Annotated in this window: 26 protein-coding genes and 3 pseudogenes; 6 read left to right on the forward strand and 23 right to left on the reverse strand. The window is 65.5% G+C overall.

What is annotated here, in order from left to right:
* Window positions 1-482, reverse strand: a pseudogene (locus QM682_RS16000) (IS5/IS1182 family transposase); the annotation flags it as partial.
* Between the two features lie 4 nt (window positions 483-486).
* On the opposite strand from QM682_RS16000, the pseudogene QM682_RS16005 reads away from it, so the two are divergent.
* Window positions 487-621: pseudogene (locus QM682_RS16005) on the forward strand (transposase domain-containing protein); the annotation flags it as partial.
* Window positions 622-668: 47 nt separating this feature from the next.
* Here the strand turns inward: QM682_RS16005 and QM682_RS16010 are convergent.
* From QM682_RS16010 to paaN, 7 genes are all read right to left on the reverse strand, one after another.
* A complete protein-coding gene (locus QM682_RS16010; protein ID WP_415131504.1) occupies window positions 669-2,618 on the reverse strand; it encodes a 3-hydroxyacyl-CoA dehydrogenase NAD-binding domain-containing protein in 1,950 nt (649 codons plus the stop codon).
* Window positions 2,619-2,620: 2 nt separating this feature from the next.
* Window positions 2,621-3,322 (reverse strand): ABC transporter ATP-binding protein, encoded by a 702-nt coding sequence (locus QM682_RS16015; RefSeq protein WP_415131506.1) that lies wholly within the window; start codon window positions 3,320-3,322, stop codon window positions 2,621-2,623.
* Window positions 3,309-4,100 carry an ABC transporter ATP-binding protein gene (locus QM682_RS16020; RefSeq protein WP_415131508.1) on the reverse strand — a complete coding sequence of 264 codons (792 nt, stop codon included), beginning with the start codon at window positions 4,098-4,100 and terminating at the stop codon, window positions 3,309-3,311. Before QM682_RS16020 ends, QM682_RS16015 begins: the two co-directional genes overlap by 14 nt.
* The gene (locus QM682_RS16025) at window positions 4,097-5,053 is read right to left on the reverse strand and encodes a branched-chain amino acid ABC transporter permease (protein ID WP_415131510.1); all 957 of its coding nucleotides are present in this window, start codon (window positions 5,051-5,053) and stop codon (window positions 4,097-4,099) included. Before QM682_RS16025 ends, QM682_RS16020 begins: the two co-directional genes overlap by 4 nt.
* 2 nt (window positions 5,054-5,055) lie before the next feature.
* On the reverse strand, window positions 5,056-5,928 hold the full coding sequence (locus tag QM682_RS16030; RefSeq protein WP_415131512.1) for a branched-chain amino acid ABC transporter permease: 873 nt from the start codon (window positions 5,926-5,928) through the stop codon (window positions 5,056-5,058).
* Window positions 5,929-5,997: 69 nt separating this feature from the next.
* Window positions 5,998-7,143 (reverse strand): ABC transporter substrate-binding protein, encoded by a 1,146-nt coding sequence (locus tag QM682_RS16035; RefSeq protein ID WP_415131514.1) that lies wholly within the window; start codon window positions 7,141-7,143, stop codon window positions 5,998-6,000.
* A 30-nt stretch (window positions 7,144-7,173) separates the two neighbouring features.
* On the reverse strand, window positions 7,174-8,820 hold the full coding sequence (gene paaN, locus QM682_RS16040; RefSeq protein ID WP_415131516.1) for a phenylacetic acid degradation protein PaaN: 1,647 nt from the start codon (window positions 8,818-8,820) through the stop codon (window positions 7,174-7,176).
* Window positions 8,821-8,923: 103 nt separating this feature from the next.
* On the opposite strand from paaN, the gene paaG reads away from it, so the two are divergent.
* Genes paaG through QM682_RS16060 form a run of 4 tightly spaced genes read left to right on the forward strand, consistent with a single transcriptional unit; the run spans window position 8,924 to window position 12,220 of the window.
* A complete protein-coding gene (gene paaG / locus QM682_RS16045; protein ID WP_415131518.1) occupies window positions 8,924-9,712 on the forward strand; it encodes a 2-(1,2-epoxy-1,2-dihydrophenyl)acetyl-CoA isomerase PaaG in 789 nt (262 codons plus the stop codon).
* Between the two features lie 23 nt (window positions 9,713-9,735).
* A complete protein-coding gene (gene paaI, locus QM682_RS16050) occupies window positions 9,736-10,161 on the forward strand; it encodes a hydroxyphenylacetyl-CoA thioesterase PaaI (RefSeq protein WP_415131576.1) in 426 nt (141 codons plus the stop codon).
* 32 nt (window positions 10,162-10,193) lie between these two features.
* The gene (gene paaK / locus QM682_RS16055) at window positions 10,194-11,504 is read left to right on the forward strand and encodes a phenylacetate--CoA ligase PaaK (RefSeq protein WP_415131520.1); all 1,311 of its coding nucleotides are present in this window, start codon (window positions 10,194-10,196) and stop codon (window positions 11,502-11,504) included.
* Window positions 11,501-12,220: a TetR/AcrR family transcriptional regulator gene (locus QM682_RS16060; RefSeq protein WP_415131522.1), complete on the forward strand. Its 720-nt coding sequence runs from the start codon at window positions 11,501-11,503 to the stop codon at window positions 12,218-12,220. Before paaK ends, QM682_RS16060 begins: the two co-directional genes overlap by 4 nt.
* Window positions 12,221-12,427: 207 nt before the next feature.
* On the opposite strand, the gene paaZ is transcribed toward QM682_RS16060, so the two are convergent.
* From paaZ to QM682_RS16115, 11 genes are all read right to left on the reverse strand, one after another.
* Entirely contained in the window at window positions 12,428-14,491 is a 2,064-nt protein-coding gene (gene paaZ, locus QM682_RS16065) for a phenylacetic acid degradation bifunctional protein PaaZ (RefSeq protein ID WP_415131524.1), read from the reverse strand.
* 56 nt (window positions 14,492-14,547) lie between these two features.
* Window positions 14,548-15,300 carry a Phenylacetic acid catabolic protein gene (locus tag QM682_RS16070; protein WP_415131526.1) on the reverse strand — a complete coding sequence of 251 codons (753 nt, stop codon included), beginning with the start codon at window positions 15,298-15,300 and terminating at the stop codon, window positions 14,548-14,550.
* A 15-nt stretch (window positions 15,301-15,315) separates the two neighbouring features.
* On the reverse strand, window positions 15,316-16,392 hold the full coding sequence (paaE, locus tag QM682_RS16075; protein ID WP_415131528.1) for a 1,2-phenylacetyl-CoA epoxidase subunit PaaE: 1,077 nt from the start codon (window positions 16,390-16,392) through the stop codon (window positions 15,316-15,318).
* 31 nt (window positions 16,393-16,423) lie between these two features.
* Window positions 16,424-16,945 carry a 1,2-phenylacetyl-CoA epoxidase subunit PaaD gene (gene paaD, locus QM682_RS16080; protein WP_415131530.1) on the reverse strand — a complete coding sequence of 174 codons (522 nt, stop codon included), beginning with the start codon at window positions 16,943-16,945 and terminating at the stop codon, window positions 16,424-16,426.
* Between the two features lie 4 nt (window positions 16,946-16,949).
* The gene (gene paaC / locus QM682_RS16085; RefSeq protein ID WP_415131532.1) at window positions 16,950-17,804 is read right to left on the reverse strand and encodes a 1,2-phenylacetyl-CoA epoxidase subunit PaaC; all 855 of its coding nucleotides are present in this window, start codon (window positions 17,802-17,804) and stop codon (window positions 16,950-16,952) included.
* A complete protein-coding gene (gene paaB, locus QM682_RS16090) occupies window positions 17,804-18,088 on the reverse strand; it encodes a 1,2-phenylacetyl-CoA epoxidase subunit PaaB (protein ID WP_415131534.1) in 285 nt (94 codons plus the stop codon). Before paaB ends, paaC begins: the two co-directional genes overlap by 1 nt.
* A 60-nt stretch (window positions 18,089-18,148) precedes the next feature.
* The gene (gene paaA / locus QM682_RS16095) at window positions 18,149-19,141 is read right to left on the reverse strand and encodes a 1,2-phenylacetyl-CoA epoxidase subunit PaaA (RefSeq protein ID WP_415131536.1); all 993 of its coding nucleotides are present in this window, start codon (window positions 19,139-19,141) and stop codon (window positions 18,149-18,151) included.
* Window positions 19,142-19,154: 13 nt separating this feature from the next.
* Window positions 19,155-20,360, reverse strand: a complete 1,206-nt coding sequence (pcaF, locus tag QM682_RS16100) for a 3-oxoadipyl-CoA thiolase (protein ID WP_415131538.1) — start codon at window positions 20,358-20,360, stop codon at window positions 19,155-19,157.
* A 68-nt stretch (window positions 20,361-20,428) separates the two neighbouring features.
* Window positions 20,429-21,346 (reverse strand): PaaX family transcriptional regulator C-terminal domain-containing protein, encoded by a 918-nt coding sequence (locus QM682_RS16105; RefSeq protein ID WP_415131540.1) that lies wholly within the window; start codon window positions 21,344-21,346, stop codon window positions 20,429-20,431.
* A 64-nt stretch (window positions 21,347-21,410) separates the two neighbouring features.
* Entirely contained in the window at window positions 21,411-21,752 is a 342-nt protein-coding gene (locus tag QM682_RS16110) for a transposase (RefSeq protein ID WP_415131542.1), read from the reverse strand.
* Window positions 21,694-21,828 carry a helix-turn-helix domain-containing protein gene (locus QM682_RS16115; protein WP_415131544.1) on the reverse strand — a complete coding sequence of 45 codons (135 nt, stop codon included), beginning with the start codon at window positions 21,826-21,828 and terminating at the stop codon, window positions 21,694-21,696. Before QM682_RS16115 ends, QM682_RS16110 begins: the two co-directional genes overlap by 59 nt.
* Before the next feature lie 121 nt (window positions 21,829-21,949).
* Here QM682_RS16115 and QM682_RS16120 point away from each other — a divergent pair.
* A pseudogene (locus QM682_RS16120) lies at window positions 21,950-22,063 on the forward strand (DUF2274 domain-containing protein); the annotation flags it as partial.
* Window positions 22,064-22,086: 23 nt separating this feature from the next.
* Here the strand turns inward: QM682_RS16120 and QM682_RS16125 are convergent.
* The 4 genes from QM682_RS16125 to QM682_RS16140 form a co-directional block, all read right to left on the reverse strand.
* Window positions 22,087-22,443 (reverse strand): DUF1304 domain-containing protein, encoded by a 357-nt coding sequence (locus QM682_RS16125; protein ID WP_415131546.1) that lies wholly within the window; start codon window positions 22,441-22,443, stop codon window positions 22,087-22,089.
* Between the two features lie 18 nt (window positions 22,444-22,461).
* Entirely contained in the window at window positions 22,462-23,439 is a 978-nt protein-coding gene (locus tag QM682_RS16130) for a zinc-binding dehydrogenase (protein WP_415131548.1), read from the reverse strand.
* Between the two features lie 75 nt (window positions 23,440-23,514).
* Window positions 23,515-23,946, reverse strand: a complete 432-nt coding sequence (locus tag QM682_RS16135) for a PIN domain-containing protein (protein WP_415131550.1) — start codon at window positions 23,944-23,946, stop codon at window positions 23,515-23,517.
* Window positions 23,943-24,248: a hypothetical protein gene (locus tag QM682_RS16140; RefSeq protein ID WP_415131552.1), complete on the reverse strand. Its 306-nt coding sequence runs from the start codon at window positions 24,246-24,248 to the stop codon at window positions 23,943-23,945. Before QM682_RS16140 ends, QM682_RS16135 begins: the two co-directional genes overlap by 4 nt.
* Window positions 24,249-24,250: the final 2 nt, after the last annotated feature.

Here is a 24,250-nt window from a genome sequence, read left to right on the forward strand (position 1 = left end):
GTGCCCTCGGGAATGTCCTGCAAGTGTCGACGCAGATCGTGGCGCACCCGGCCGACATGGCCCCTGAGTTGGCGCAGCGCCTTGCGCATGCGCTTGAACTGGCGGGCGTGGGCGTGGCGCCCGACCTGGATCGCCAGACGCGGGGCAACGCGATCCCGGCCTTCTCCGCCAGGCCGGCCAGCAGGGGCGGGCCCGTTCGTAAAGCCGGGGTCCGTCGGATGGGCGATGTTTTTCTCCATCACGGTGGGATCAACCGCCACCCGTTTCAGGGCCTTGTCCGTGATTGTCTCCGAGGTGCTACCTGCCTTGATCGTTTTGGTCGAAAGCCCACCCCTTCACCGATCCTTTGGCGCCAATGCGCCAACGATGAGGGGTCGACCGGAAAACGGTGCTGAAAGAAGGTCTTGCCGGTGAAATGCTGATAGCAGGGGGTTTCCCCTTTAACGGACGGCAACCGCCTCGTCCGAGAGCATGAAGGCATGCGCGGACACCCGAAGCGAACGGCTGGGGAAGCGGGCTGCGGCGTTCAAGCAGGCGGCCTTTGGGCGGCGATCCGAGACGAGCGATCCAGACCAGTTCGAACTGGCGTTCGAGGATCGGGAGACGGCCATCGCCACGATCTGAGGATATGGGCCAATTCCAACAGCCGCCAGCAGATCAGAATCAGCTTACGGACGATCTGGCATGCGCATCGCGAACATCGGACCACCGCGCCACCGTGGGAAACCGTAACCGTGGATTTCCACCAGGTCGATGTCCGCGGGCGATCCGGCGATGCCTTCGGACAGGATCGACAGTCCTTCGGCCGCCATCTCGCCTACCAGCATGGAGGCAATTTCGTCTTGGCTTATTTCGGGGCCAGAGCGGATTTCGGTAGCCAGTAGATCGGTCACCGCCAGCGAAGGCTGCGGCTTGTGGTCGCCCGGCGTATAATCATACCAGCCGCCGCCGGTCTTCTGGCCCTTGCGTCCCGCCCGCACGAGGATGTCGCCCAGCATCTCGGGCACGTCCTGTCCCGCCGCCCGCGCGCCCTCGCGTTGCAGATAGGCGATGTCGAGGCCGCCAAGATCCTGCGCCTCGAACGGACCCATCGCGAAGCCGTATCCGCGCATGGCCGCATCCACATCGGCAATCGCCACGCCGCCGCGAACCAGCCCTTCGGCGCCCGCGCGATAGCGTTTCAGGATGCGATTGCCGATGAACCCTTCGCAGATCCCCGCGCGCACGGGGATCTTCTTTAGCAGCCGCGACAAGGCGAAGCCGGTGGCCAGCGTGCGGTCCGATGTCTCGGGCGCCGGCACGATTTCCAGAAGCTTCATCACGTTGGCGGGGCTGAAGAAATGCAGCCCGATGAAGCGGTCGGGATTGGGCAGCCCCTGGGCGATCAGCCGCGGGTCCAGATAAGAGGTGTTCGTCGCCAGCACCGCATCGCGCCGGCAGACCGCGGCGAGTTGCTCGAACACCGCGCGCTTGACGCCGATTTCCTCGAACACCGCCTCAATCACCAGATCCACATCGGCCAGCGTGGAATAATCCGTCGTGCCCATCACCCCGTCGACCATGGCGACGGCCTGGGCCTGGGACAGCTTGCCGCGCTTGACGGCACCGGAGAATGCCTTTGCCACATTGTCCAGGCCGCGCGTGACGGCTTCTTCGTCGCGCTCGATCAGGATGACGGGCAGGCCGGCCTCGCGCAGGGCGGCGATGATGCCCGCGCCCATCGTGCCGCCGCCGATCACGGCGACGCGGCGCAGGGTCAGCGGATCGACATCGCGCAGCGCCGCCGGACGGGGCGCGGCGCGTTCGGCGAAGAACACATGGCGCAGCGCCGCCGCCTGTTCCGAGCCGCGCAGGTCCAGGAAGGTCCGACGCTCATACGCCATCGCCTCGGCGAAGGGCGCCTCGGCCGCCTTGCGCAGGCAGGCCAGCGCGCGGAGCGGCGCGGCGGCGCCCTTGGCGGCTTTCGCGACGGATGTTTCGGCCTGGTCCCAGAAACCGGCATCGGGCGCGACGACGGGGCGGGCCGAGACGGGTTCGGGCAGGGGCCGGGCCAGTGCCTGGCGGGCGAAGGCCGTCGCGCCTTCGCGCAGCCCGCCTTCGATCACGGCGTCGATCAGCCCGGCTTCGCGCGCCTTGGCCGCGCGCAGGGGGCGCCCCGTGGTGATCAGATCGACCGCCGCCGCGATGCCCGCCAGACGCGGCGCGCGCACCGTGCCGGATGCGCCCGGCACGATGCCCAGAGTGACTTCGGGCAGGCCGACCGAGGCATCGGGCGCGGCCAGGCGGAACCGGCAGCCCATCGCCAACTCGAAACCGCCACCCAGGGCCGAGCCGTGGATCGCCGCGATCCACGGCTTTGCGGCAGCCTCGATCCGGTTCACCAGATCGGGCAGATGCGGCGGCAGCGGCGGCTTGCCGAATTCCGTCACATCGGCCCCGGCGATGAAGGTGCGCCCGGCGCAGATCAGCACCACGGCCGCGACCGCCGGGTCGGCGTCCAGCGTGCCGACGGCATCCCACAGCCCCTGTCGCAGCGCCTGACCAAGCGCATTGACCGGCGGGTTGTCCACGGTGACGATGGCGATTTCTCCCTCGCGGGCAACGGTGACGACTGGCATGTTCATATCCCCAGATAGGCTTCGCGGATGCGCGGGTCGGCGATCAGTTCGGCCGCCGGGCCGGTCATGGTGATCTGGCCGGTTTCCATGACATATCCCCGGTCGGCGATCTTCAGCGCGCCGAAGGCGTTCTGTTCGACCAGCAGCACGGTCACGCCCAGCGATTTCAGCCCGCTGACAACATCGAAGATCTGCTGCACGATGATTGGCGCAAGGCCCATCGAGGGTTCGTCCAGCAGCAGGCAGGACGGCCGCCCCATCAGCGCGCGCGCCATCGCCAGCATCTGTTGCTGGCCGCCCGACAGCCCGCCCGCCGCCAGGGCGCGCTTCTGCTTCAGGATCGGGAACATCTGGAAGGCGTCCTCCATGTCCTTTTCCACCCGGTCGTCGCTGAACAGATAGGCGCCCAGCCGCAGGTTTTCCTCGACCGTCAGGTTGGTAAAGATCTGGCGCCCCTCGGGCGATTGCGCCAGCCCGCGCGCAAGGCGGCGAAAGGCGGGCACCGGGGTCAGCGGCTCGCCCCTGAAGGTGATGGTCCCGGCCGAGACCGGCTGCACCCCCGAAAGGCAGCGCAGCAGTGTCGTCTTGCCCGCGCCGTTCGCGCCGACCACGGTGACGATCTCACCGGAATCGACATGCAGGTCGATGCCGTGCAGCACCTCGATGCGCCCATAGCGCGAGCGCAGTCCCTCAACCGTCAGCATGTTCCACCTCCGCGCCGGCATCGGCCCCCAGATAGGCCGCGATGACCGCCGGATCCTGGCTGACCACGGCGGGGGCGCCCTCGGCGATCTTCTCGCCATGATCCAGCACGACGATATGATTGGAGATGCGCATGACCATCTTCATGTCGTGTTCCACCAGTAGGATCGCGACGCCCGAGGCGGCGACCTCGGAGATCAGATGGTCGATTTCCTCGGTTTCCACCGCGTTGCAGCCGGCGGCGGGTTCGTCCAGCAGCAATACGCTGGGCCGCATGGCCAGCGCGCGGGCGATCTCAAGCCGCTTGAGCGAACCATAGGACAGGTTGCCCGCCTCTCGATCCGCCGCGCGTTCCAGCCCGACACGTTCCAGCAGCCTGCGCGCGCCTTCCTCGGCCAGGCGGGCGCGGGCGCGCGATGACGGCAGGTTCAGCAGATCGGCCAGCACCGGGCCACGTTCCTGCAAATGAAACCCCGAGATGGCGTTTTCCAGCACCGTCATGTTCTGGAAGATTTGCAGGTTCTGGAAGGTGCGCGACATGCCCCGCCGGGCCAGCAGGAAGGGCGCCATGCCGGTCACGTTTTCGTCCTTCAGCACGACGCGGCCCGAGCCGGGCCGGTAGACGCCCGAGATCATGTTGAACAGCGTCGTCTTGCCCGCGCCATTGGGACCGATGACCGAGACGATCTCGCCCGGCTGGACCTTGAAGCTGACATCGTTGACGGCCTTGAGGCCGCCGAAGGTGATGCCCAGCCCTTCGACCGAAAGCAGCGTCGTCATTCGCCCCTCCCTCTCAGCTTGCGCAGGATCGAGGGCAAAAGCCCCTCCCGCAGGAAGATCATCACCAGCATCATCACAAGGCCGAGGACGAGCTGTTCGTATTCCGCAAGGAAGGTCAGCGCCTGCGGCAGCAGCGTCAGGATGCCCGCGCCGAAGATCGCGCCAAGGACCGAACCCGCGCCGCCCAGAACCGCCATCGTCACCATCTCGATCGAGTGCATGAAGCCCGCGACATCGGGGGTGATGAACTTGTTCTGAAGCGCCACCAGCGACCCCGCGACCGAGGCATAGACGGCCGAAATCACGAATGCCTTCAATTTCATCCGGGCCACGTCGATGCCGACCGTGCCCGCCGCGATCTCGGATCCGTGCAGCCCGCGCAGGGCGCGGCCGGTGGGGCTTTGATACAGGTTCAGCGCGATCCAGGCGCCGATCAGCAGCGCGATGCCGCAGAAGAAATACCAGAACTCGCCGTTTGACAGATCGAGGCCCCATCCCTTCAGCGCCCCGCGCAGGCCAAGGTCGGGCACCTCCATCCCGTCCGGGCCGCCGGTCAGGGCGCGTTCGTTGTTCAGCACCATCGACACCAGGATGCCGAAGCCAAGCGTGGCGACCGCGAGGTAATAGCCCTTGAGGCGCAGGATCGGCCGCCCCACAAGATATGCCAGAACGCCCGAGATCACGGCGCCCAGCACCACCGCCAGCGACGGATGCAAGCCCAGATGCACGGGCGCCAATGCGCAGGCATAGCCGCCGACCCCGGCGAAACCGGCATGGCCAAGGCTGATCTGCCCGGCATAGCCAGTCAGGATCACGATACCGATGACCGCCAGCCCGTTCACGAAGATCATCGCACCGACGCGGTAGTAATAGCCCGAGGGAAAGAAGAAGGGCGTGATCGCGATCAGCGCGGCCAGCACCAGAAGAGTGGCGGATTTGGGCGACAGTTTCATGGTCACACCCGCTCTGTCGATTTGCGGCCGAACAGGCCCTGCGGCATGAAGAACAGCACCAGCAGGATCACGACGAAGGCCGCGGCCTCCTTGTAGGTCGAGGACAGGTAGCCCGCCGTCAGCGCCTCGATCAGCCCGATCAGGAAGCCGCCCGCAAGCGCGCCCTTGGGGTTGCCCATGCCCCCCAGCATCGCGCCGGCGAAACCCTTCAGCGCGAAGCCGATGCCGACGTTATAGGCGGTCAGCGTGATCGGCGTCGCCAGCACCCCGGCCAGCGCGCCGATCCCGGCTGACAGCGCGAAGGACAGCGTCATCACGAAATTCGTGTTGATCCCCACAAGCTGCGCCGCCAGCCGGTTGTTCGACGTGGCCAGCACCGCCCGTCCCAGCAGCGTGCGGGTGAAGAAGATCCACAGCCCGGTGAAGACCACCAGCGCGCCGCCGATCACCCACAGGCTTTGCGGCTGGATCGTCGCGCCCATCACGCGCAGCGGCGTATCGCCCGAGAAGGCCGGGAAGCTGTGGATCTGCTTGTCGAAGGCCAGTTGCGCCGCGCCCTGGATAAAGACCGAGGCGCCGATGGTGATGATGATCAGCGTGACGACCGGGGCGCCGCGCGCGGGCTCGATCGCCAGCTTGTTGATCGCGACGCCAAGCGCCGCCGTGACGACGATGGCGATCAGCGCCGCCAGCGGCAGGGGCAGACCCGCCGCATGGGCGAACCAGGTGATCATGCCGCCCAGCATGACGAATTCGCCCTGCGCGAAATTCACCACGTCCGACGCGTTGTAGATGATCGTGAAGCCGAGTGCGACAAGCGCATAGACCGCGCCCACCGTCAGCCCTGAAAACAGGAATTGCAGAAGTTCAGACATGCCGAGGCTCTCTGGCTGGGTTCACCCGGCAGGCCGGGCGGAAACGGCCCCGGAAGGGGCCGCGCGACCTCATTCGATGACGGTCCACTTGCCGTCCCGGACCTCCAGCATGCGGAAGGCCGAAAGGTCGAGGCCCAGGTGATCCTCGGGCGACATGGTATAGACGCCGGTGGTCCCGGCCAGGCCCTTGGTCGCCTCCAGCGCGTCGCGGATCGCCTCGGGCTCGGTCGAGCCCGCGCGCGTCACCGCATCGACGATCAGCGCGAAGGCGTCATGGGCATAGCCGCCGAACGTCCCGACCGGCTGGTTGAACTTGCCCTCATACGCCGTCTTATAGGCCGTGACGGCGGGCTTTTGCGGATCGTCCTCCGCGAGAAGGTCGGCGATCAGCAGCGCGGTGCCCGGCAGGCGCACGCCCTCGGCCGCCTCCTTGCCCGCAAGTTCGATGAACCCGTCCGAGGCGACGCCATGCGACTGATACAGCGGAAGCGCGATGCCAAGCTGGCGATAGTTGCGCGTCACGATCGACGGACCTTGCCCGAAGCCGGGGTTCAGCACCGCCTGCACCCCTTCGGTGCCGTTGATCTTGGTCAGTTGCGCCGTCATGTCCACGTCGCGGGGGTCGTAGGTCTCGTCCGCCGCGATCTCGATGCCGTAATCGCCAACCACCTTCTTGCACTGCGCCTGCATCGAGGCGCCGAAGCCGTCCGTTCCCGAGATCATGCCGATCCGGGTGATGTCGTTCTTTCGCATGTTCTCGAAGATCTTCTGGCAGGCCATGCGGTCGGTATGCGGGGTCTTGAAGGTATAGGGCTTGACCGGCTGGATGATGTCGATGGCCCCGGCCAGCGAGATGAAGGGGATCCCTTCGTCCTCGGTCACGGCCAGGATCGACATCGACGGGCCCGTGGTGGTGCCGCCGATGATCGCATGAACCTCGTCATCCTCGATCAGCCGTGTGGCGAAGGTGCGGGCCTTGTTGGCGTCGCCGCCATCGTCATACAGCACCAGTTCGACCTTCTCGCCGTTGATGCCGCCCTTGGCGTTCAGTTCCTCGACCAGCATTTCCAACGTCTTGGCCTCGGGATCGCCCAGGAAGGCCGCCGGGCCGGTGGCCGAGATCGACGCGCCGAGACGCAGCTCGGCATGGGCCGCCCCCGTCAGGCCAAGCGCGATCAGCGCGGCGGGAACGGTGGTGGTCAGGATCGTTTTCATATGCTTGCTCCTCCCAGAGACATATTCGGATCAGTTGACGGGCCTGCGCCACATCGCCCGGCGAAAGCGGGACGCGACGAAGGCCGTATCGGTCAGGCTGGCATTGCCGGCGGGGTTGGCCCCGGTGACGTGGAAATCGCTGAAGGCCGCCGACTGGTTGACGAAGATGTTCCCGGTCAGGTTGACCGACAGGTTCGCCCCCGCCGCCGCAAAGGCCGCCGCCGCGCGGGCGATGCGCGCATCGTCGGTGTCGTAAAGCGCGGCGGTGATCGCGCCCTTGCGCCGCGCCAGGTCCGCCGCCCGTGCAATGCCGGTATCGGCATTCCTGACGGCGACGACGAAGGCGATGGGGCCGAAGCATTCCGTCTCGCAGGCCGGATCGCCATCCCTCGCCCCAAGGATCAGCGGAGAGGCGGTGCGGCCCTGGGGCAGGCTGGCGGATTCGCGCAGGATCCGCCCGAAGCCCCGCGCCCGTTCGACGCGCGCCAGCGTCGCCGGGTTCGCGATGGCGCCCAGCACCCCGGCGGCGCGCGTCGGATCGGCCAGCAGGTCGTCCACGGCGGCGGTGATGCCCGCCGCCACCTCGTCAAGGCTTTTGTGGCCCTGGTCGGTGTCGATCCCGCCCTCCGGCACATAGATGTTTTGCGGCGCGGTGCACATCTGCCCGGAATAAAGCGACAGCGAAAAGGCCAGGTTGGCGCACATTCCAGCGAAATCGTCCGTCGCCGCGACGGTGACGGTGTTCACGCCCGCCTCTTCGGTGAAAAGCCGCGCCTGCCGGGCGTTGTCGCGCAGCCAGTCCCCGAAGGCGTTCGAGCCGGTATAATCGATCAGCCTCACCTCGGGGCGCGTGGCCAGATCCCTGGTGATCTCGGCTCCGGGCCGATCCACGGCCAGCAGCACGGCATCGGCGGGCAAGCCGGCCTCGGCCAGCACCTCGCGCAGCACCCGCACCGTCAGCGCCAGCGGCAGGATCGCGGCGGGATGCGGCTTGACGATCACGGGGTTGCCCGTGGCAAGGCTGGCGAAGATGCCGGAATAGCTGTTCCACGTCGGGAAGGTATTGCAGCCGATGGCCAGCGAAATCCCCACCGGCACGATCGCCCAGTGTTTTTCCAGCACGATGGGGGCCGCCTTGCCCTGCGGCTTTTCCCATCGGGCGCTGTCGGCAAAGCGGGTCATCTCGTCCCAGGCCAACGCCACCGCCTCAAGCCCGCGATCCTGCGCATGCGGCCCGCCCGCCTGGAATGCCATCGCGAACGCCTGCCCGGTCGTATGCATCACCGCATTGGCCATCAGAAAGCTGGCGCGGTTCAGACGGACCAGCGCCTCGATGCAGGCGCCGACCCGCGCCTTGGCGCCCGCTGCCGCCAGTGCCGGGCGCGCCGCTTCGGCCGCGGCGACCAGCGCATCGGTATCGGCGGCGGGGTAGGTGATTCGCAATTCCGGCCCATAGGGGGAAAGCTCGGCCCCAAGCCGCGCCGACCCCGGATGATCGGGCATGTCGAACGCCGCCCCCTGCAATGCCTGGAAGGCGGTGGCCCCGTCGTCCCGCGCTGATTCCCCATAGATTTTTCCGCTAGGAATTTCAGGGAACGGTGTCCAGAATCCTCGCGTCCGCAGCGCCGTGACGGCAGCGTCAAGCATCGGCCGGTGACGGTCGAAGAGCTCTGTCATGGTATCCTCCCTGGACTTGAGATTAACATTGACCGGCCGGTCGGTTTATGCAACACAAATCTTCGAGGAGCCCCGAAACAGTTCGGGGTATGGGAGTCCTGACATGACAGAGACGGTGCTAACCGCGTTGACGCGCGGCGTGCTGCGGCTGACCTTGAACCGGCCAGACAAGCTCAATTCCTTCAACGAAGACATGCACATGGCCCTGCGCGCCGCGATCCGGCGCGCCCATGACGATGCCCAAGTGCGCGCCGTGTTGCTGACCGGCGCCGGGCGCGGTTTCTGCGCCGGGCAGGATCTGGGGGACCGCGATCCGCGCAAGGGCGGTCCCGCTCCCGATCTGGGGCATACGCTGGAAACCTTCTACAACCCGACATTGAAGCTGATCCGGGCGCTGGAAAAGCCCGTGGTTTGCGCCGTCAACGGCGTAGCCGCCGGGGCGGGCGCCAATATCGCCTTTGCCTGCGACATCGTTCTGGCGGCGAAATCGGCGAAATTCATTCAGGCATTCTCGAAGATCGGGCTGATCCCCGATGCGGGCGGCACCTTCAGCCTGACCCGTATCCTGGGCGAGCCGCGCGCCAAGGCGCTGACCATGACGGCCGAGCCGCTGATGGCAGAAAAGGCCGCCGATTGGGGCCTGATCTGGAAGGCCGTGGACGACGATGCACTGATGGACAAGGCCGAGGCGCTGGCCGTTTCGCTGGCTTGCGGGCCGACGCTGGGGCTTGGCCTGACCAAGCGGCTGATACAGGCGGCCGCGACCAACGATCTGGACGCGCAACTGGATCTGGAGCGCGACTGCCAGCGGCAGGCCGGGCGCAGCGCCGACTATGCCGAGGGTGTCACCGCCTTCCTTGAAAAGCGCACAGCCAATTTCACGGGGCGATGAACGCGATGAAACCCGCAGGCGAGATGACCCCGCAGGAACTGGCCGAAGCCTCGGCCCGCGCGATGTGGAACGACGATTCCGCCAGCCAGCGACTGGACATGAGCCTTGACCATATCGCGCCGGGGCAGGCCACGCTGTCGATGACCGTCACCGGCGCCATGTCGAACGGCCACGGCAATTGTCACGGCGGCTATATCTTCACGCTGGCCGACAGCGCCTTCGCCTTCGCCTGCAACAGCTACAACCAGATGGCCGTCGCGCAGCATTGCTCGGTCACCTACCTGATCCCCGGACGCATCGGCGACCGGCTGACGGCGCGGGCACAAGAGGTGTCGCGGCGCGGCCGCTCCGGCATCTATGACATCCGCATCACCAATCAAGACGGGCAACATGTGGCCGAATTCCGTGGCCATTGCCGCACCGTCAAGGGAACCCACCTGCCGGCCTGACGCCGGATACCGCTTTTGCAAGGGAGGAAACCATGCAAGACCTGTCGCCGAACCGCAAAGACCTGGATCCCATCGAAACCGCTTCGCGCGATGAAATCGAGGCGCTTCAGTTCCATCGCATGAAACGCTCGCTGCGCCATGCATTCGAGAATTCTCCCTTCTACCGCAGGCGTTTCATCGAGGCCGATGTCCATCCCGAGGATCTGAAGTCGCTGAAGGACATCGCGAAGTTTCCCTTCACGGTGAAGCAGGATCTGCGCGACACCTATCCCTTCGGCATGTTCGCCGTGCCGCAGTCCCGGCTGGTGCGCATCCACGGTTCCTCCGGCACCACCGGCAAGCCGACCGTGGTGGGATATACCCAGGCCGACATCGATCACTGGGCCAACCTGATCGCGCGCTCGATCCGGGCAGGGGGCGGGCGTCCGGGCGACATGCTGCACAACTCTTACGGCTATGGCCTGTTCACCGGCGGCATCGGCGCCCATTACGGTGCCGAGCGGCTGGGTTGCACCGTCATCCCCATGTCGGGCGGCATGACCGAACGGCAGGTGACGCTGATCAACGACTTCAAGCCCCGCATCATCATGGTGACGCCCAGCTACATGCTGTCGATCCTGGACGAATTCCGCCGCCAGGGCCTCGACCCGCGCGAAAGCTCGCTGGAGATCGGCATCTTCGGCGCCGAACCCTGGACCAACGCCATGCGCGAGGAAATCGAGGCGGCGTTCAACATGCATGCCGTCGATATCTATGGCCTGTCTGAAATCATGGGGCCTGGCGTCGCCATGGAATGCGTCGAGACCAAGGACGGGCTGCATGTCTGGGAGGATCACTTCTATCCCGAGATCATCGACCCGGCGACCGGCGAAGTTTTGCCCGACGGCGAAATGGGGGAACTGGTCTTCACCACGCTGACCAAGGAAGCCCTGCCGATGGTGCGCTACCGCACCCGCGACCTGACCCGCATCCTGCCCGGCACTGCCCGGACCATGCGCCGGATCCAGAAGATCACCGGGCGCAGCGACGACATGATCATTCTGCGCGGCGTCAACGTCTTTCCCACGCAGATCGAAGAGCAGATCCTGAAATGTCAGGGACTTGCGCCGCATTTCCAGATCGAGTTGAGCCGGTCGGGCCGGATGGACAACATGACGGTCCATGTCGAAGCCACCCCCGAGATGACGGCCGATTCCGCCCGTGCGAAATCGGCCAAGGAACTGGCCCATCACATCAAGAGCGTGGTCGGCGTTTCGACAAAGATCGAGGTCAAGGATCCCGGATCCATCGCGCGATCCGAAGGCAAGGCCAAGCGCGTCATCGACAACCGCCCCAAAGAATGACGCTGCAACGCGGCGTAGCCGTGACAAGCTGCAACGAACCCGCTAAAGGCAAAGGGGCCGAAACGCCCCCAGCGTCTTCCGATCTTCTGCCGGGCGAACGAGAAAAGAGGTTTGAAATGGCTCGGACCCGGGCAGTCGATTTTGAAGAAAAGCGCCGCGGCATATTGCAGACCGCAACCCAGGTCTTCGCCGAGCAGGGTATGGAAAAGGCGTCGATGTCGCAGATCGCCGCCCACGGGCAAATCTCCAAAGCATTGCTTTATCATTACTATCCCAGCAAGGACGCCCTGATCTTCGCGATCATCTTCACCCATCTGCAAGAATTGGATGCCGCGATCGAAGCTGCCGAGGATTCCTTTCTGCCGCCGCAAAAGCGCCTGCACCGATTGATCGGGGCGGTGTTGGAAAACTATCGCGGGGCCGACGACCGGCACAAGGTGCAGCTGAACGCCGCCACCGCCCTGCCCGAGGCGCAGAGGGATGAGATCAAGGCCCTTGAACGGCGTATCGTGCAGCGCTTCACGGCCGTCCTGCGCGAGATCAATCCAGATTTGGACAAACCAGACCGGCCGCTGCTGACGCCGGTGACCATGTCGCTGTTCGGGATGCTGAACTGGGCCTACATGTGGTTCAAGGACAACAGGTATCTTACCCGGGAGGATTATGCCGACATGGTGACGAACCTGCTGCTGGGTGGGATCGGGGCCGTTCGCTGACGCGCCGCCGTTCCAGCACTCGCGGATCGTAGCACGGGGTCTTCGCCCGGCGCCGGTCGGGATCGGGCATGGCCGGGATCGGTTTGCCCCGCGCCTCGAAGGCCATCGCGGCGACGATGCAGTTCGGGCCGATCACCACTGCCTCGGGGTGGACGAAGGCGGCGGTGGCGATCGCCGGAGCGATGGCCTCCCAGGCATGGATGCGGCTCAGCGGGCATCCTTGGGCAGCGGCCATTCCTTGGCCACCATGGTCAGCACGTCGTATTGGGCGACGACCTCGCCCTTCTGGTTGGTCACGCGGGCATCCCAGCGAACCTCGCCATGCGCGGCATTGGCGCGGGGGTTGATCTCCTTGCAGGTCAGGCGCACCTGCAAAGTATCGCCGAAATACACCGGCGTCAGGAAGCGCAGCTCGTCCACGCCGTAATTGGCCAGCACCGGGCCGGGATTGGGCTCGACGAACAGGCCCGCCGCGAACGAGGCGACCAAATAGCCATGCGCCACGCGGTCGTCGAAGAACGGGTTCGCCTTTGCCGCCGCCTCGTCCATATGGGCGTAGAAGGTGTCCCCGGTGAAATGGGCGAAATGTTCCACATCCTCTTTCGTGACGATGCGGGCGGCGGTCACAAGCTGATCGCCGATCTTCAGCTCGGCCAGCGACTTGCGGAACGGATGGATGCCCTGCTGCGCATCCGCGCCCTCGATCCAGCGGCCGGTGACGGCGGACAGAAGCCGTGGCGCGCCCTGGACGGCGGTGCGCTGCATATAGTGTTTGACCCCCCGGATACCGCCCATCTCTTCGCCGCCGCCCGCGCGTCCGGGGCCGCCATGGACCAGGCCGGCCAGCGGCGAGCCGTGCCCCGTCGAGGTTCTGGCCGAAGCGCGATTACCGATCAGCACCCGGCCGTGGAAGGGCGCGACACCCAGCACGACACGTTCCGCCACCTGCGGATCATCGGTAAAGACCGAGGAAACCAGCGACCCCTTGCCCTTGGCGGCCAGCGCCACGGCCTCGTCCAGATCGTCATAGGCCATGACGGTCGAGACCGGCCCGAACGCTTCGACATCATGGATCGCGGGCGCGTCGAAGGGTCTGTCGGCATATAGCAGCACCGGGTTCAGGAAAGCCCCGCTGCCCGCATCGCCCGAGGCGAGGCTGACGGTATCGGGATCGCCCGCCACGATCTCGGCCCCCGCTTGCAGGTCGCGGATCCGCGCGCGCACCTCGTCGCGCTGATCCAGGCTGGCCAGCGGCCCCATGCGCGTGCCCTCATCCCCCGGCAGGCCCACGGCGGTCTTGCCCAGCCGTTCGCCCAATGCGGCGATCAGCGCCTGAACCTGCCCGCGCGGCGCGATGACCCGGCGGATCGCGGTGCATTTCTGCCCGGCCTTCACCGTCATCTCGCGCGCGACCTCGCGCACGAACAGATCGAATTCGGGTGTTCCCGCCACCGCATCGGGGCCCAGGATCGAGGCGTTCAGGCTGTCGGCCTCCATCGTGAAGCGGACGGAATTGGTGATGATGGCGGGATGCGCCTTCAGCTTGCGCCCCGTCCAGGCCGAGCCTGTGAAGGTTACCGCATCCTGTTCGGTCACATGATCCAGCAGATCGCCCACCGATCCGCAGATCAGTTGCAGCGCGCCTTCGGGCAGGATGCCGGTTTCGACGATGCGGCGCACACAAAGCTCGGTCAGATAGGCGGTCTGGCTGGCGGGCTTCACCACGCAGGGCATCCCGGCCAGCAGCGTCGGCGCGATCTTTTCCAGCATCCCCCAGATCGGAAAGTTGAACGCGTTGATATGCACCGCGACGCCATGTAGCGGCGTCAGGATATGCTGGGCACTGAAGCTGTTGTCCTTGGACAGCACTTCGACATCGCCATCCGTCAGCACGCGGGTATTCGGAAGTTCCCGCCGCCCTTTCGAGGCGAATGTCAGCATGGTGCCGATGCCGCCCTCGATATCGACCCAAGCGTCGCCGCGCGTCGCGCCGGTATGCAGGCTCTCGGCGTAGAATTCTTCCTTCTGCGCCATCAGGGCAAGGCCAAGCGCCTTCAGCATCCCCGCGCGGTCGTGGAATGACATCGCACGCAGCTTCGGCCCCGCGATCTCGCGCCCGTGATCCAGTACGGCGGCGAAATCCAGGCCGGTCGCGTCAATGCTGGCGACTGGTGCCCCGGTGGCGGCGTCCAGCAGAACCTGCCCCTCTTTGGCGCCTGGGGTCCAGGTTCCACAGACATAGCTTTCAAGACGGCGCGGTGCGACGGTCATGGCGTTTCCTTCTTCATGATGTCCGGGAGGGGCGGGCACCGGCCCGCGCCATCGGGTTAGAGGCCGAGCGCAGCCAGGTGATCCGTGACCAGCCCCTGCCACCGGGCCAGCAGATCCTCGTTCGGGCTGTGACGCAGGCCGAATTTCCTCTGCGTGTCATAGCGCGCCGATCCGGCGATACCGAAACCGGCGGCCACGCGCGGCGTCCAATAGGCCAGCGCCCCGCGGATTTCCGTCTTACCCGCATCGGTCGCTGCGATCCGCCCCAGCCCCTCAAGGCCCAGTTCGGCGTGGCGCGCCTCGCGCGGGGCGATCTCGCGGAAGACCTCGGCCAGCGGCGCATAGGAAACGCGTGTCAGTTCGGACATCTGCACCCCGGTCGCCAGACCTTGCAGGACGTTCATCACCACCGCGTCGGTCCAGCCGGTGATCGGATAGTGGAACACCGACAGCCGCATGTCGCCCGCCTGCCGCGCGGCGCCCAGATCGGCGTGGCGATCCACCCGCGCGGCCCAGTCGTGCTGCGACTGATAGCGGCGCTTGTCGGTGCCGAAATCGCCCATGACGTTCAGCACGCGCTCGGCATGGTCGGCCTTTTCCAGCGTGATCCGGCTGGCGGCGATGCGTTCCTTGATCGCGGGCGCGAAGTTGATCGAATTCGCGAACCCGGCCGAGGCCGCAAGCTCGCTGTCGACGAAGGACGACATCAGCCGCAAAAGCTCGCCGCGATAGCGGGAGGGAACGTTGCCGGGCGCCGTCAGCACGCCGCCCTGCGCCAGATAATCCTCGATGTTCATGGTGTCGGACATGGCCTTCCCCCTCCCTCATTCGTCATAGGTCACGACCAGGCGGTCGCTCAGCGGATAGGCTTGGCAGGACAGCACATAGCCGGCGCGGACTTCGTAGTCCTCAAGCGCGTGATTGATCGCCATTTCCGCCTCGCCCTCCAGCACCTTGCAGCGACAGGTCGAGCAGACCCCGGCCTTGCAGGAATAGGGCGCGTCCATGTTGTTCGCCAGCGCGGCGTCCAGGATGGTCTCGCCCCGGCGCGGCATCTCGAAGCTGCGGGTGGCGCCGTCCAGCGTGACGGTGGCGGCGACGCCTTCGCCCGCCTTGATCGCCTCGCGCGAGACGGCCTTGGCCTTGGCGCGGCCCGGCTGGCTGCTGGCGAAAAGCTCGAACTTGATCTGCTCGTCGCTCAGCCCGTGGTCGCGCAGCGATGCGGCGATGGCCAGCATCATCGGTTCGGGGCCGCAGATGAAGGCGATGTCGATGGCGGCGGGATCGATCCAGTGCCGGAACAACTGCCCCAGCTTCTCGCCGTCCACGCGGCCGGTGAACAGGTCGATTTCCTGCCCTTCCTGTTCCAGCACATGAATGACCGAGAAGCGGCCCAGATAGAGATTCTTCAGATCATCAAGCTCTTCGCGGAACATGATCGTGTTGATCTGGCGGTTGGAATAAATCAGCGTGAACCGCGATTTCGGTTCCTGCGCCAGAACGGTCTTGATGATGGACAGGACCGGCGTGATCCCCGACCCGCCCGCAAAGCCCAGATACTGCTTTTCCGCATCGGGCTCGACGGCGGTATGGAACTTGCCCATCGGGGGCATGGCGTCGATCTCGTCCCCGGCCGAAAGGTGCTCGTTCGCCCAGGTGCTGAACGCGCCCCCATCGACGCGCTTGATGCCGACGCGCAGCGCGCCCTCGCCCTTGCCCGCACAGATGGAATAGGACCGGCGCAGTTCCTCGCCGTCGAAATCGCGGCGGAAGGTCAGATACTGGCCTTGGGTGAAATCGAAGAGCGCGGCGTCTTCGTCGCGCGGGGCAAGCGTCACGACGACCGCATCGCGCGTCTCGCGCCGCACATCGGTGACCTTCAGGGGATGAAAGCGTGCCATCGGGGTGTCTTTCCTGATCCTGGCTGCATCCTCAGATGCATTTGAAATAATCGAATGGCTCCAGACAGTCCTTGCAGCGCCAACTGGCCTTGCAGGGGGTCGAACCGAACTGGCTGACCTTTTCGGTATGGGTCGAGCCGCAGCGCGGGCAGGCGATGGTCAGGTTGGATCCCATCAGCCGGCCGATCCTCCCGGCAAGAACACCGTCCGCCGCCGTGCCGTCGATGGGTGGCGCGATGCCGTAGTCGCGCAGCTTTTCCCGCCCCTCCGCGCTGATCCAGTCGGTCGTCCAGGGCGGGGAGATCTGCCGTTCCAGCCGCAGCTTCCCGATCCCGCGGCCGCGCAGCGCGGTCTCGATATCCAGGTTGATGATGCCGGTCGCGGGGCAGCCCGAATAGGTGGGCGTCACCGTCACGACCAGCGTATCGCCCTGCCATGCGACATCGCGGATGATGCCCAGGTCGGTCAGGCTGATCACCGGAATTTCCGGGTCGGGAACATCGGAAAGCCAGTCCCAGACCTGTTCGACGGCGGGTCGGGTCGCGGTGTCCATGCCGCTACCAGCTTGCGCCGGGATAGGCCCGTTGCAGGAACTGCATCTCGGCAAGGATAAAGCCCAGATGCTCGGTATGGACACCCTGCCTGCCGCCCTTGTGGGCGAAGCCGCTGTCGGGGATTTCCAGCGTGGCCTCGGTCAGCACATGGCGGATGGTGGCCTCCCACGGCGTGCGCAGGCTGGCCGGATCGGGCGCGATACCTTGGGCCGCGACGGCGCGGTCCTTGTCGTCGGACACGAACATCTCGCCGGTATAGGACCACAGCGCGTCAAGCGCGTCCTGCATCCGGCGGTGGCTTTCCTCGCTGCCGTCGCCCAGCCGGATCACCAGATCCGAGGACCGTTCGAGGTGATAGGCCACCTCCTTGGCCGCCTTGGCCGCGATTTCGGCCACGCGCGGATCCGAGGATTGCGAGAGCCGCTTCAGCAGCTCCAGATGCCAGGCGTCGAACAGGAACTGGCGCATCAGCGTCTGGCCGAAATCGCCGTTGGGGCGTTCCACGATCAGCAGGTTGCGGAAATCCCAGGCATCGCGCAGATAGGCCAGATCGTCGGACGAGCGGCCCGCGCCCTCGACCTGGGCGGCAAGGCCCAGCCACAGTTGCGTCTGGCCGATCAGGTCCAGAGCCACGTTGGCCAGCGCGATATCCTCTTCCAGCGCCGGGGAATGGCCGCACCATTCGGAGATGCGGTGGCCAAGAATCAGCGTGCTGTCGCCGATGCGCAGCAGGGATTCGAACAGCGCCTCCTGCCCCGCATCGGGGCGCGGCACGTCCGGGCGGGCAGGGTGGGCCGCAGCCTCGCGCCGGGCCAGTTCCGCCGCCTCGGGGGTCATGATGTCGGGCAGCGACGGCATCACATATGCCCCACTTCTTCAGGAATGTCGAAGAAGGTCGGATGGCGATAGACCTTGCTGTTCGAGGGCTCGAACAGCGGTCCCTTGTCCGATGGGCTGGAGGCGGTGATGTCCACCGACCTGACCGCCCAGATCGACACGCCCTCGTTGCGGCGGGTATAAACGTCGCGGGCGTTCATGATCGCCATTTCGGCATCGGGCGCATGCAGGCTGCCGACATGGCGGTGGTTCAGCCCGTGCTGGCCCCGGATGAATATTTCCCAGAGCGGCCATTCCTTGGACATGGTTCTCTCTCTCCCTGAAACTCGGTTGCGCGCGCGGGCGCGTATCCTGGCGATATGGGCTTACTCTGCCGCGATGGCCGTGCGGCGCGCTGCTGCCTTTTCGGCATGGGCGACAAGCCCCTCGCGGAACCAGGCGCCATCCTCCCACGCCTTGACGCGGGCGCCCAGCCGGTCGCGGTTGCACGGTCCGTTCCCGGCGATCACATCGAAGAATTCCGACCAGTCCGGCTCGCTGAAATCGTGGCCGCCCTTTTCCTCGTTCCATTTCAGGTTCGGGTCGGGCACGGTCAGGCCCAGATAATGCGCCTGCGGCACGGTCTGATCGACGAATTTCTGGCGCAACTCGTCATTGGTGTTCATCTTGATCCGCCAGGCCATCGACTGCGCGGAATGGACCGAGTCCTTGTCGGACGGACCGAACATCATCAGCGACGGATACCACAGCCGGTTCAGCGCGTCCTGCGCCATGCGTTTCTGGGCGGGCGTGCCCGAGGCCATCTTCATCATGATGGCGTAGCCCTGGCGCTGATGGAACGATTCCTCCTTGCAGATGCGGATCATCGCGCGGGAATAAGGCCCGTAGCTGGTCCGTTGCAGCGGCACCTGATTCATGATCGCCGCGCCGTCGACCAGCCAGCCCACCGCGCCCATGTCGGCCCAGGTCAGCGTCGGATAGTTGAAGATCGACGAATATTTCATCTTGCCATTGTGCAGCCGCTCCATCAGCTCGTCGCGGCTGATGCCCAGCGTCTCGGCGGCGGAATAAAGATACAGCCCGTGCCCCGCCTCGTCCTGCACCTTGGCCAGCAGGATCGCCTTGCGTTCCAGCGTGGGGGCGCGGGTGATCCAGTTGCCCTCGGGCAACTGGCCGACGATCTCGGAATGGGCGTGCTGGCCGATCTGGCGGATCAGCGTCTTGCGATAGCCCTCGGGCATCCACTCCTTCGGCTCGATCTTCTCTCCCCGGTCGATCCGCTCCTGAAAGGCGATCTCTTGGGGGGTCATCTCATCGCGGGATTTCGCGCCTTCGGATTTCACAAGCTGGGCATACATGACTGGCTTCCTTTCACACGCGTTCGATGATGATCGCGATGCCCTGTCCCACGCCGATGCACATGGTGCAGAGCGCATAGCGCCCGCCGACGCGGTGCAACTGATACATCGCGGTCGTGACAAGCCGGGCGCCCGACATGCCCAGAGGATGGCCAAGCGCGATGGCGCCGCCGTTCGGGTTCACATGCGGCGCGTCGTCCGCCAGGCCCAGATCCCGCAGCGTCGCCAGGCCCTGGCTGGCGAACGCCTCGTTCAACTCGATCACATCCATCTGGTCGATGGAAAGGCCCGCGCGCGCCAGAACCTTTTTCGCCGCCGGTGCCGGGCCGATGCCCATGATGCGCGGCTCGACCCCGGCGGCGGCCATCGCGACGACGCGCGCTTTCGGCGTCAGCCCCTGCGCCAGCGCCGCCTTTTCCGACAGGACCGCCAGCGCCGCCGCGCCGTCGTTCACGCCCGAGGCATTGCCCGCCGTGACCGACAGATCCGGCCCGTTCACGCCGCGAAGCTTCGCCAGCGTCTCGGCCGTGGTGCCGGGGCGCGGATGTTCATCCGTGTCGAAGACGACGGGATCGCCCTTCTTCTGCGGGATCGTCACCGGCACGATCTCATCGGCGAAGACCCCGGCCTTCTGCGCGGCTTCCCAGCGGGCCTGGCTGCGGGCGGCGAAGGCATCCTGATCCGCGCGGCTGATGCCGAAATCGGCGGCCACATTGTCGGCGGTCTGCGGCATGGAATCGATGCCGAACCGCGCCTTCATCTTCGGGTTCACGAAGCGCCAGCCGATGGTGGTGTCGTAAACGGCATTGGCGCGGGAAAACGCGCCTTCCGCCTTGGGCATCACGAAGGGCGCGCGGGTCATGCTTTCCACCCCGCCGGCGATGACGAAATCGCAATCGCCCGCCTTGATCGCACGGGCCGCCATGCCGATGGCATCCATGCCCGAGCCGCAGAGCCGGTTCACCGTGGTCCCCGGCACGCCCACCGGCATTCCGGCCAGCAACACCGCCATGCGGCCCACGTTGCGGTTATCCTCGCCCGCCTGATTGGCGCAGCCATAGATCAGGTCATCGACCGCCGACCAGTCCACGCCCGGATTGCGCGCCATCAACGCCTTCAGGGGCAGAGCCGCCAGATCGTCGGCGCGGACCGAGGCCAGCGCCCCGCCATAGCGCCCGATCGGCGTCCTGACTGCGTCGCAGATGAGTGCTTCCGGCATTCGGTGGCCTCCCGTAACCTGTTGGCTGACGGTGGCGATTCTCCCAATTCACCGACCGTTCGGTCAGTTTATAGCGCGGAAAGCGTCACGGATAAAGAGAAATCTTTATATTTTTGTGATGTTTCAACCCATGCCTCGGGCCGTTCCATCGGATTGATATTCCTGAATATACCTATCAAGAGTCCATCGGACTGAGCGGTGCGGGCGGGCAGAAAACCGTCCACCCCCTCAAGCCGCGCGGCAATATAGCGTTCGGCGGCGGGGGTCAGCGCACCATAGAGACGCCGGAACAGATCGCGCGCCGCCGTCCCCTTCCAATCCGGCGGCAAGACCTGCGGCGGCAAGAGCGGATCGCGCAGCAGAGCATGGCGAAAGTCCTCGACCAGCAGCAGCCGAAGGATCAGCGCGGTCTCGTCCGAGACGCGGCCCACGATCCGCTCGATACCGCCGAAGCGGCGCAGCATGTCCAGATAGCGCGATTGCAGTGCCGACAGATCCCAGTATTGCGCCACCTCGGCGATTTCGACCGGATCCGAGGCATGGAACAGCACCGCGCCCAGGGGGGCCTCTTGCCCGCGGTCGGGGCGGATGAACACCTGTCCGCCCATGCGGCCAAGGCGCAGGGCGCGCGCCTGATCCCACGTCAGGCATGGGGCATGAAGGATCTGCCAGCCCCGCGCCGGCAGATCCGGCGCATAAAGCAGCGCCGCCGCCTCGTCGAATTCCTGCCGAGCCGAGGCGTCCAGCCGGTAATAGCTGCGCCGCCCCGCCCGCTCGCCCCGCAGGCGGTGGGCGGCCACCAGCCGCGACACGGCAGTGCGCACCAAGGATTCGCTGATGCCGACCCGCGCGCAGATCTCGATCAGCGAGCCGGTCCACAACACCCCGCCGCGCGGCACCACCACGTCGCCATAGACGGTGACGATGAAGGAAGCGGACCTTGGCTCAAGGCCCCCCGACAGTTTCGCAAGCAGATCGTTTTCCATCACGCCAACCGCATGCCGCACTTTCATCACCCCAGCCACATGGGCTCCAGAATCGGCCGCTCTGTCAATCATCGCGCAAGCAGATGTATCGCCGCCGACACACATACTGGCTGCGCCAGTCCTTCAGGCGTCCGAACATGATTTCGATCTTGTGACGCTTTCGGTAGAGCATCCTATCGTGGGGTATCTGGATTTTTCTGTTTGATCTTGCGGGGATGCGGGCCTGCATGTTGCGCTCGGCCAGGGCGTCCCGGAACCAGTCGGCATCATGGCCCTTGTCGGCCAAAAGCGTTTTGGCGGGCGGCAGCGAAGACAGCAGCATGCGTCCGGCATAGCAGACGTTACGCTCATGCGTTGATCTCTGCCAACTGTGCGCCGAAGACCTCGGCCGGTGTGTGGAAGCCAATCTGCGCCACGCTGACCTTGCGTTGCAGCAGATTGGCAATGATCCGGCGTTCATCAAAGGTCAGATGCGATGCCAAGAGGGGGCTCCTCGAATTGCAACAGTCTGAAAAATATGGCTTGTCGCGGTTCAAAATAGAACCCACCCAGCAGCCTCTGAAATCGCAGTAATCCGCATTATGTTATATATCTGGCGATAATGCCGAGGTGCCGGCGCGCGTAAGCGGCCAGCCCGCCGCCGGTCCCGTCAGGTTGATCGTGCCGATGCTGCAACATTTCATCGCCACGGATCGCGGCTTCGCCAAGGCGCGGCGGCCATCGGCTGACCAGACAAGCGATCACACTCCTGTCCAGAGTGCGGCTAGCGCCACGAGAGCGGGAACGGTTTGCACGAACAGTATCTTGCGGCTCGACGTAGCCGCTCCGAAGATGCCTGCGACTGCGACACAAGCGAGGAAAAACAGCTTGAAGGCAAAGCCGGCCTCCGCAGCCAGAAGAAGACCGACAGCCAGTCCCGCCGCCAGAAAGCCGTTATAAAGTCCTTGATTGGCGGCCAATACCTTGGTCTGCCGCGCGAACTCGGGTGTGAGATTGAATGCGTGTCGGCCTCGCGAAGTGTCCCACAGGAACATCTCCAACACGAGTATATAGACGTGCAATACCGCAATAAGGCCGATCAGGATGTTGGCGATCATCGGCTTCCCCTTTTTCGTTCAAGGCTTCAGCAGCACTTTTCCGGCTTTGCCGGGAGCCAGCGAGGTTCTGACGGCTTCCGCCACCTGATCCAGTCGAAAGATCGCTTCCACAGGCAGCTTGAGCTCGCCCCCGGCGACAAGGCGCATCAGTTCACCAATCAGACGGGCTTTCGTCTCGGCGGGCATGGCGGCGCTGACCTTGGAACCCCAGAAGCCTTTAACGACCGCCTGCTTGAAGATGAGGTCGCCGGAGGACAGTTGCATCGGCTCGCCGGCCATCGTGCCGAAGGACACGAGCAGCCCATCCTCGCCGAGCAGAGCCAGAAGCTCGCCGCTCGCCTTGCCGCCGATGGAATCGACGGCCGCGCGGATCGGCGCGCCGCCAGTGATCTCGCGCACCCGGTCCTGCCAGCCCTCCACCGCCGTCGAGACAGCATTGGAGATGCCGAGAGCCGCCAGTTCGTCCACGCCCTCATCGCGGCGCACGAGGTTGATGACATGAACGCCGCGCGTGGCCGCCAGCATCGCCACGGTCTTGCCGACCGCCCCGTTGGCGGTGTTCTGGATGACCCATTCGCCGCTTTCGACCTTGAGAAACTCCAGAAGGGAAATCGCACTGAACGGCATGGCGACAAGTTGCGCCGCCGCTTCATCAGCGATGGAGTCCGGGAGCGGAACCAGTCCGCTTGCAGGCGAGAGGAAATATTCCGCCCATGTGCCGTGGACCGACGCGACGGCGATCCGCTGGCCGATAGCGATCCCGGTCACGCCATCCCCAAGCGCATCGATTGTGCCAACCGCTTCGGAGCCGCCAATTGCGGGCAATTCTGGCTTGTAGCCATAGCTGCCGCGCACGGTCCAAAGATCATGGTTGTGGATCGGTGAAAGAATGGTCCTGATCCGCACCTCGCCGGGACCGGGTTCGGGAACGGCGCTTTCGCCCAAAGAGAGAACGTCGGCCGGTTCGCCGAAGATGGTGTGAACGGCGCTGCGCATGATTGTGACTCCTTATGCTGCGGTGACATGCAGACGCACGTCGATGTTGTTGCGGGTAACCAAGCCCTTGGGGCATCAGCCTCTTCCATTAAGGGGATTGACGATCTCAAGGCCGGCGAAGTCCTTCTCATTGTCCGTGACGACCACACAACCGTTTGCGCCGGCAACGGCCGCAATGGTCATGTCGAGCGCGCTGCGCGGCCGGCCGGCTGCCTTGCCGTCAGCCATCAGTCGCGCCCAGATCAGCCCCGCCTTGTCGTCGAACGACAGAATGCGGCCGGCGAACAGCTCTTGCGGCCCCTCCGGCCCCGAGAACCAGGCGTCGAGTGCATCGCGCTTTTTCCCCCGCGGCTTCTCCAGAATGCCACGCCGGATCTCGGCGATGGTCAAGGCAGAGATGAACAGGTCCTCGTCGCGCTGCTGCGCCCACCAGGCCAGCAGCGCTTCGGAGGGCTGCGGCTTGACGACATTGCTGATGATGTTTGTGTCAAGAAGAAAGCGCGTCACAGATCGACCCGGCGCCCTTCCTCGCGCGGGCGAGATAGGTCGAGATCGGCACCGACCAGGGGCGACCGGCGGAGCGCGGACAGGACGCCACCGGATTTCGGCGACTCATCTGCAACGAGGGCTGCCTTGACCGCAGCCCGCGCCTGCTCTGCTTCCGGCCCCTCCTCCGCCAGTCGACGGGCAAGCGACCGGATCAGCTCACGGTCGGATTCCAGCGCAAGAACTTCGAAACGCTTGAAACCGCGCTGCGTCAGCCGTGCCCGGTAATTCTCGATCGCTCTCTTCTGTGCGGCATTGCTCATGG

The organism is Paracoccus sp. (in: a-proteobacteria), assembly GCF_047605025.1.
In the GTDB taxonomy this organism is placed as follows: domain Bacteria; phylum Pseudomonadota; class Alphaproteobacteria; order Rhodobacterales; family Rhodobacteraceae; genus Paracoccus.

Bases quoted from the DNA above. Each gene is read 5' to 3' on its own strand.
- pcaF (WP_415131538.1), bottom strand. From the start codon at position 20,360: ATGCCGGAAGCACTCATCTGCGACGCAGTCAGGACGCCGATCGGGCGC.
- QM682_RS16035 (WP_415131514.1), bottom strand. From the start codon at position 7,143: ATGAAAACGATCCTGACCACCACCGTTCCCGCCGCGCTGATCGCGCTT.
- paaB (WP_415131534.1), bottom strand. From the start codon at position 18,088: ATGTCCAAGGAATGGCCGCTCTGGGAAATATTCATCCGGGGCCAGCAC.
- paaA (WP_415131536.1), bottom strand. From the start codon at position 19,141: ATGTATGCCCAGCTTGTGAAATCCGAAGGCGCGAAATCCCGCGATGAG.
- QM682_RS16060 (WP_415131522.1), top strand. From the start codon at position 11,501: ATGACGCTGCAACGCGGCGTAGCCGTGACAAGCTGCAACGAACCCGCT.
- paaG (WP_415131518.1), top strand. From the start codon at position 8,924: ATGACAGAGACGGTGCTAACCGCGTTGACGCGCGGCGTGCTGCGGCTG.
- QM682_RS16070 (WP_415131526.1), bottom strand. From the start codon at position 15,300: ATGTCCGACACCATGAACATCGAGGATTATCTGGCGCAGGGCGGCGTG.
- QM682_RS16020 (WP_415131508.1), bottom strand. From the start codon at position 4,100: ATGACGACGCTGCTTTCGGTCGAAGGGCTGGGCATCACCTTCGGCGGC.
- QM682_RS16105 (WP_415131540.1), bottom strand. From the start codon at position 21,346: ATGGAAAACGATCTGCTTGCGAAACTGTCGGGGGGCCTTGAGCCAAGG.
- paaD (WP_415131530.1), bottom strand. From the start codon at position 16,945: ATGGACACCGCGACCCGACCCGCCGTCGAACAGGTCTGGGACTGGCTT.
- paaZ (WP_415131524.1), bottom strand. From the start codon at position 14,491: ATGACCGTCGCACCGCGCCGTCTTGAAAGCTATGTCTGTGGAACCTGG.
- paaN (WP_415131516.1), bottom strand. From the start codon at position 8,820: ATGACAGAGCTCTTCGACCGTCACCGGCCGATGCTTGACGCTGCCGTC.
- QM682_RS16015 (WP_415131506.1), bottom strand. From the start codon at position 3,322: ATGCTGACGGTTGAGGGACTGCGCTCGCGCTATGGGCGCATCGAGGTG.
- paaK (WP_415131520.1), top strand. From the start codon at position 10,194: ATGCAAGACCTGTCGCCGAACCGCAAAGACCTGGATCCCATCGAAACC.
- QM682_RS16030 (WP_415131512.1), bottom strand. From the start codon at position 5,928: ATGTCTGAACTTCTGCAATTCCTGTTTTCAGGGCTGACGGTGGGCGCG.
- QM682_RS16025 (WP_415131510.1), bottom strand. From the start codon at position 5,053: ATGAAACTGTCGCCCAAATCCGCCACTCTTCTGGTGCTGGCCGCGCTG.
- paaE (WP_415131528.1), bottom strand. From the start codon at position 16,392: ATGGCACGCTTTCATCCCCTGAAGGTCACCGATGTGCGGCGCGAGACG.
- QM682_RS16010 (WP_415131504.1), bottom strand. From the start codon at position 2,618: ATGCCAGTCGTCACCGTTGCCCGCGAGGGAGAAATCGCCATCGTCACC.
- QM682_RS16125 (WP_415131546.1), bottom strand. From the start codon at position 22,443: ATGATCGCCAACATCCTGATCGGCCTTATTGCGGTATTGCACGTCTAT.
- QM682_RS16140 (WP_415131552.1), bottom strand. From the start codon at position 24,248: ATGAGCAATGCCGCACAGAAGAGAGCGATCGAGAATTACCGGGCACGG.
- QM682_RS16130 (WP_415131548.1), bottom strand. From the start codon at position 23,439: ATGCGCAGCGCCGTTCACACCATCTTCGGCGAACCGGCCGACGTTCTC.
- paaC (WP_415131532.1), bottom strand. From the start codon at position 17,804: ATGCCGTCGCTGCCCGACATCATGACCCCCGAGGCGGCGGAACTGGCC.
- paaI (WP_415131576.1), top strand. From the start codon at position 9,736: ATGACCCCGCAGGAACTGGCCGAAGCCTCGGCCCGCGCGATGTGGAAC.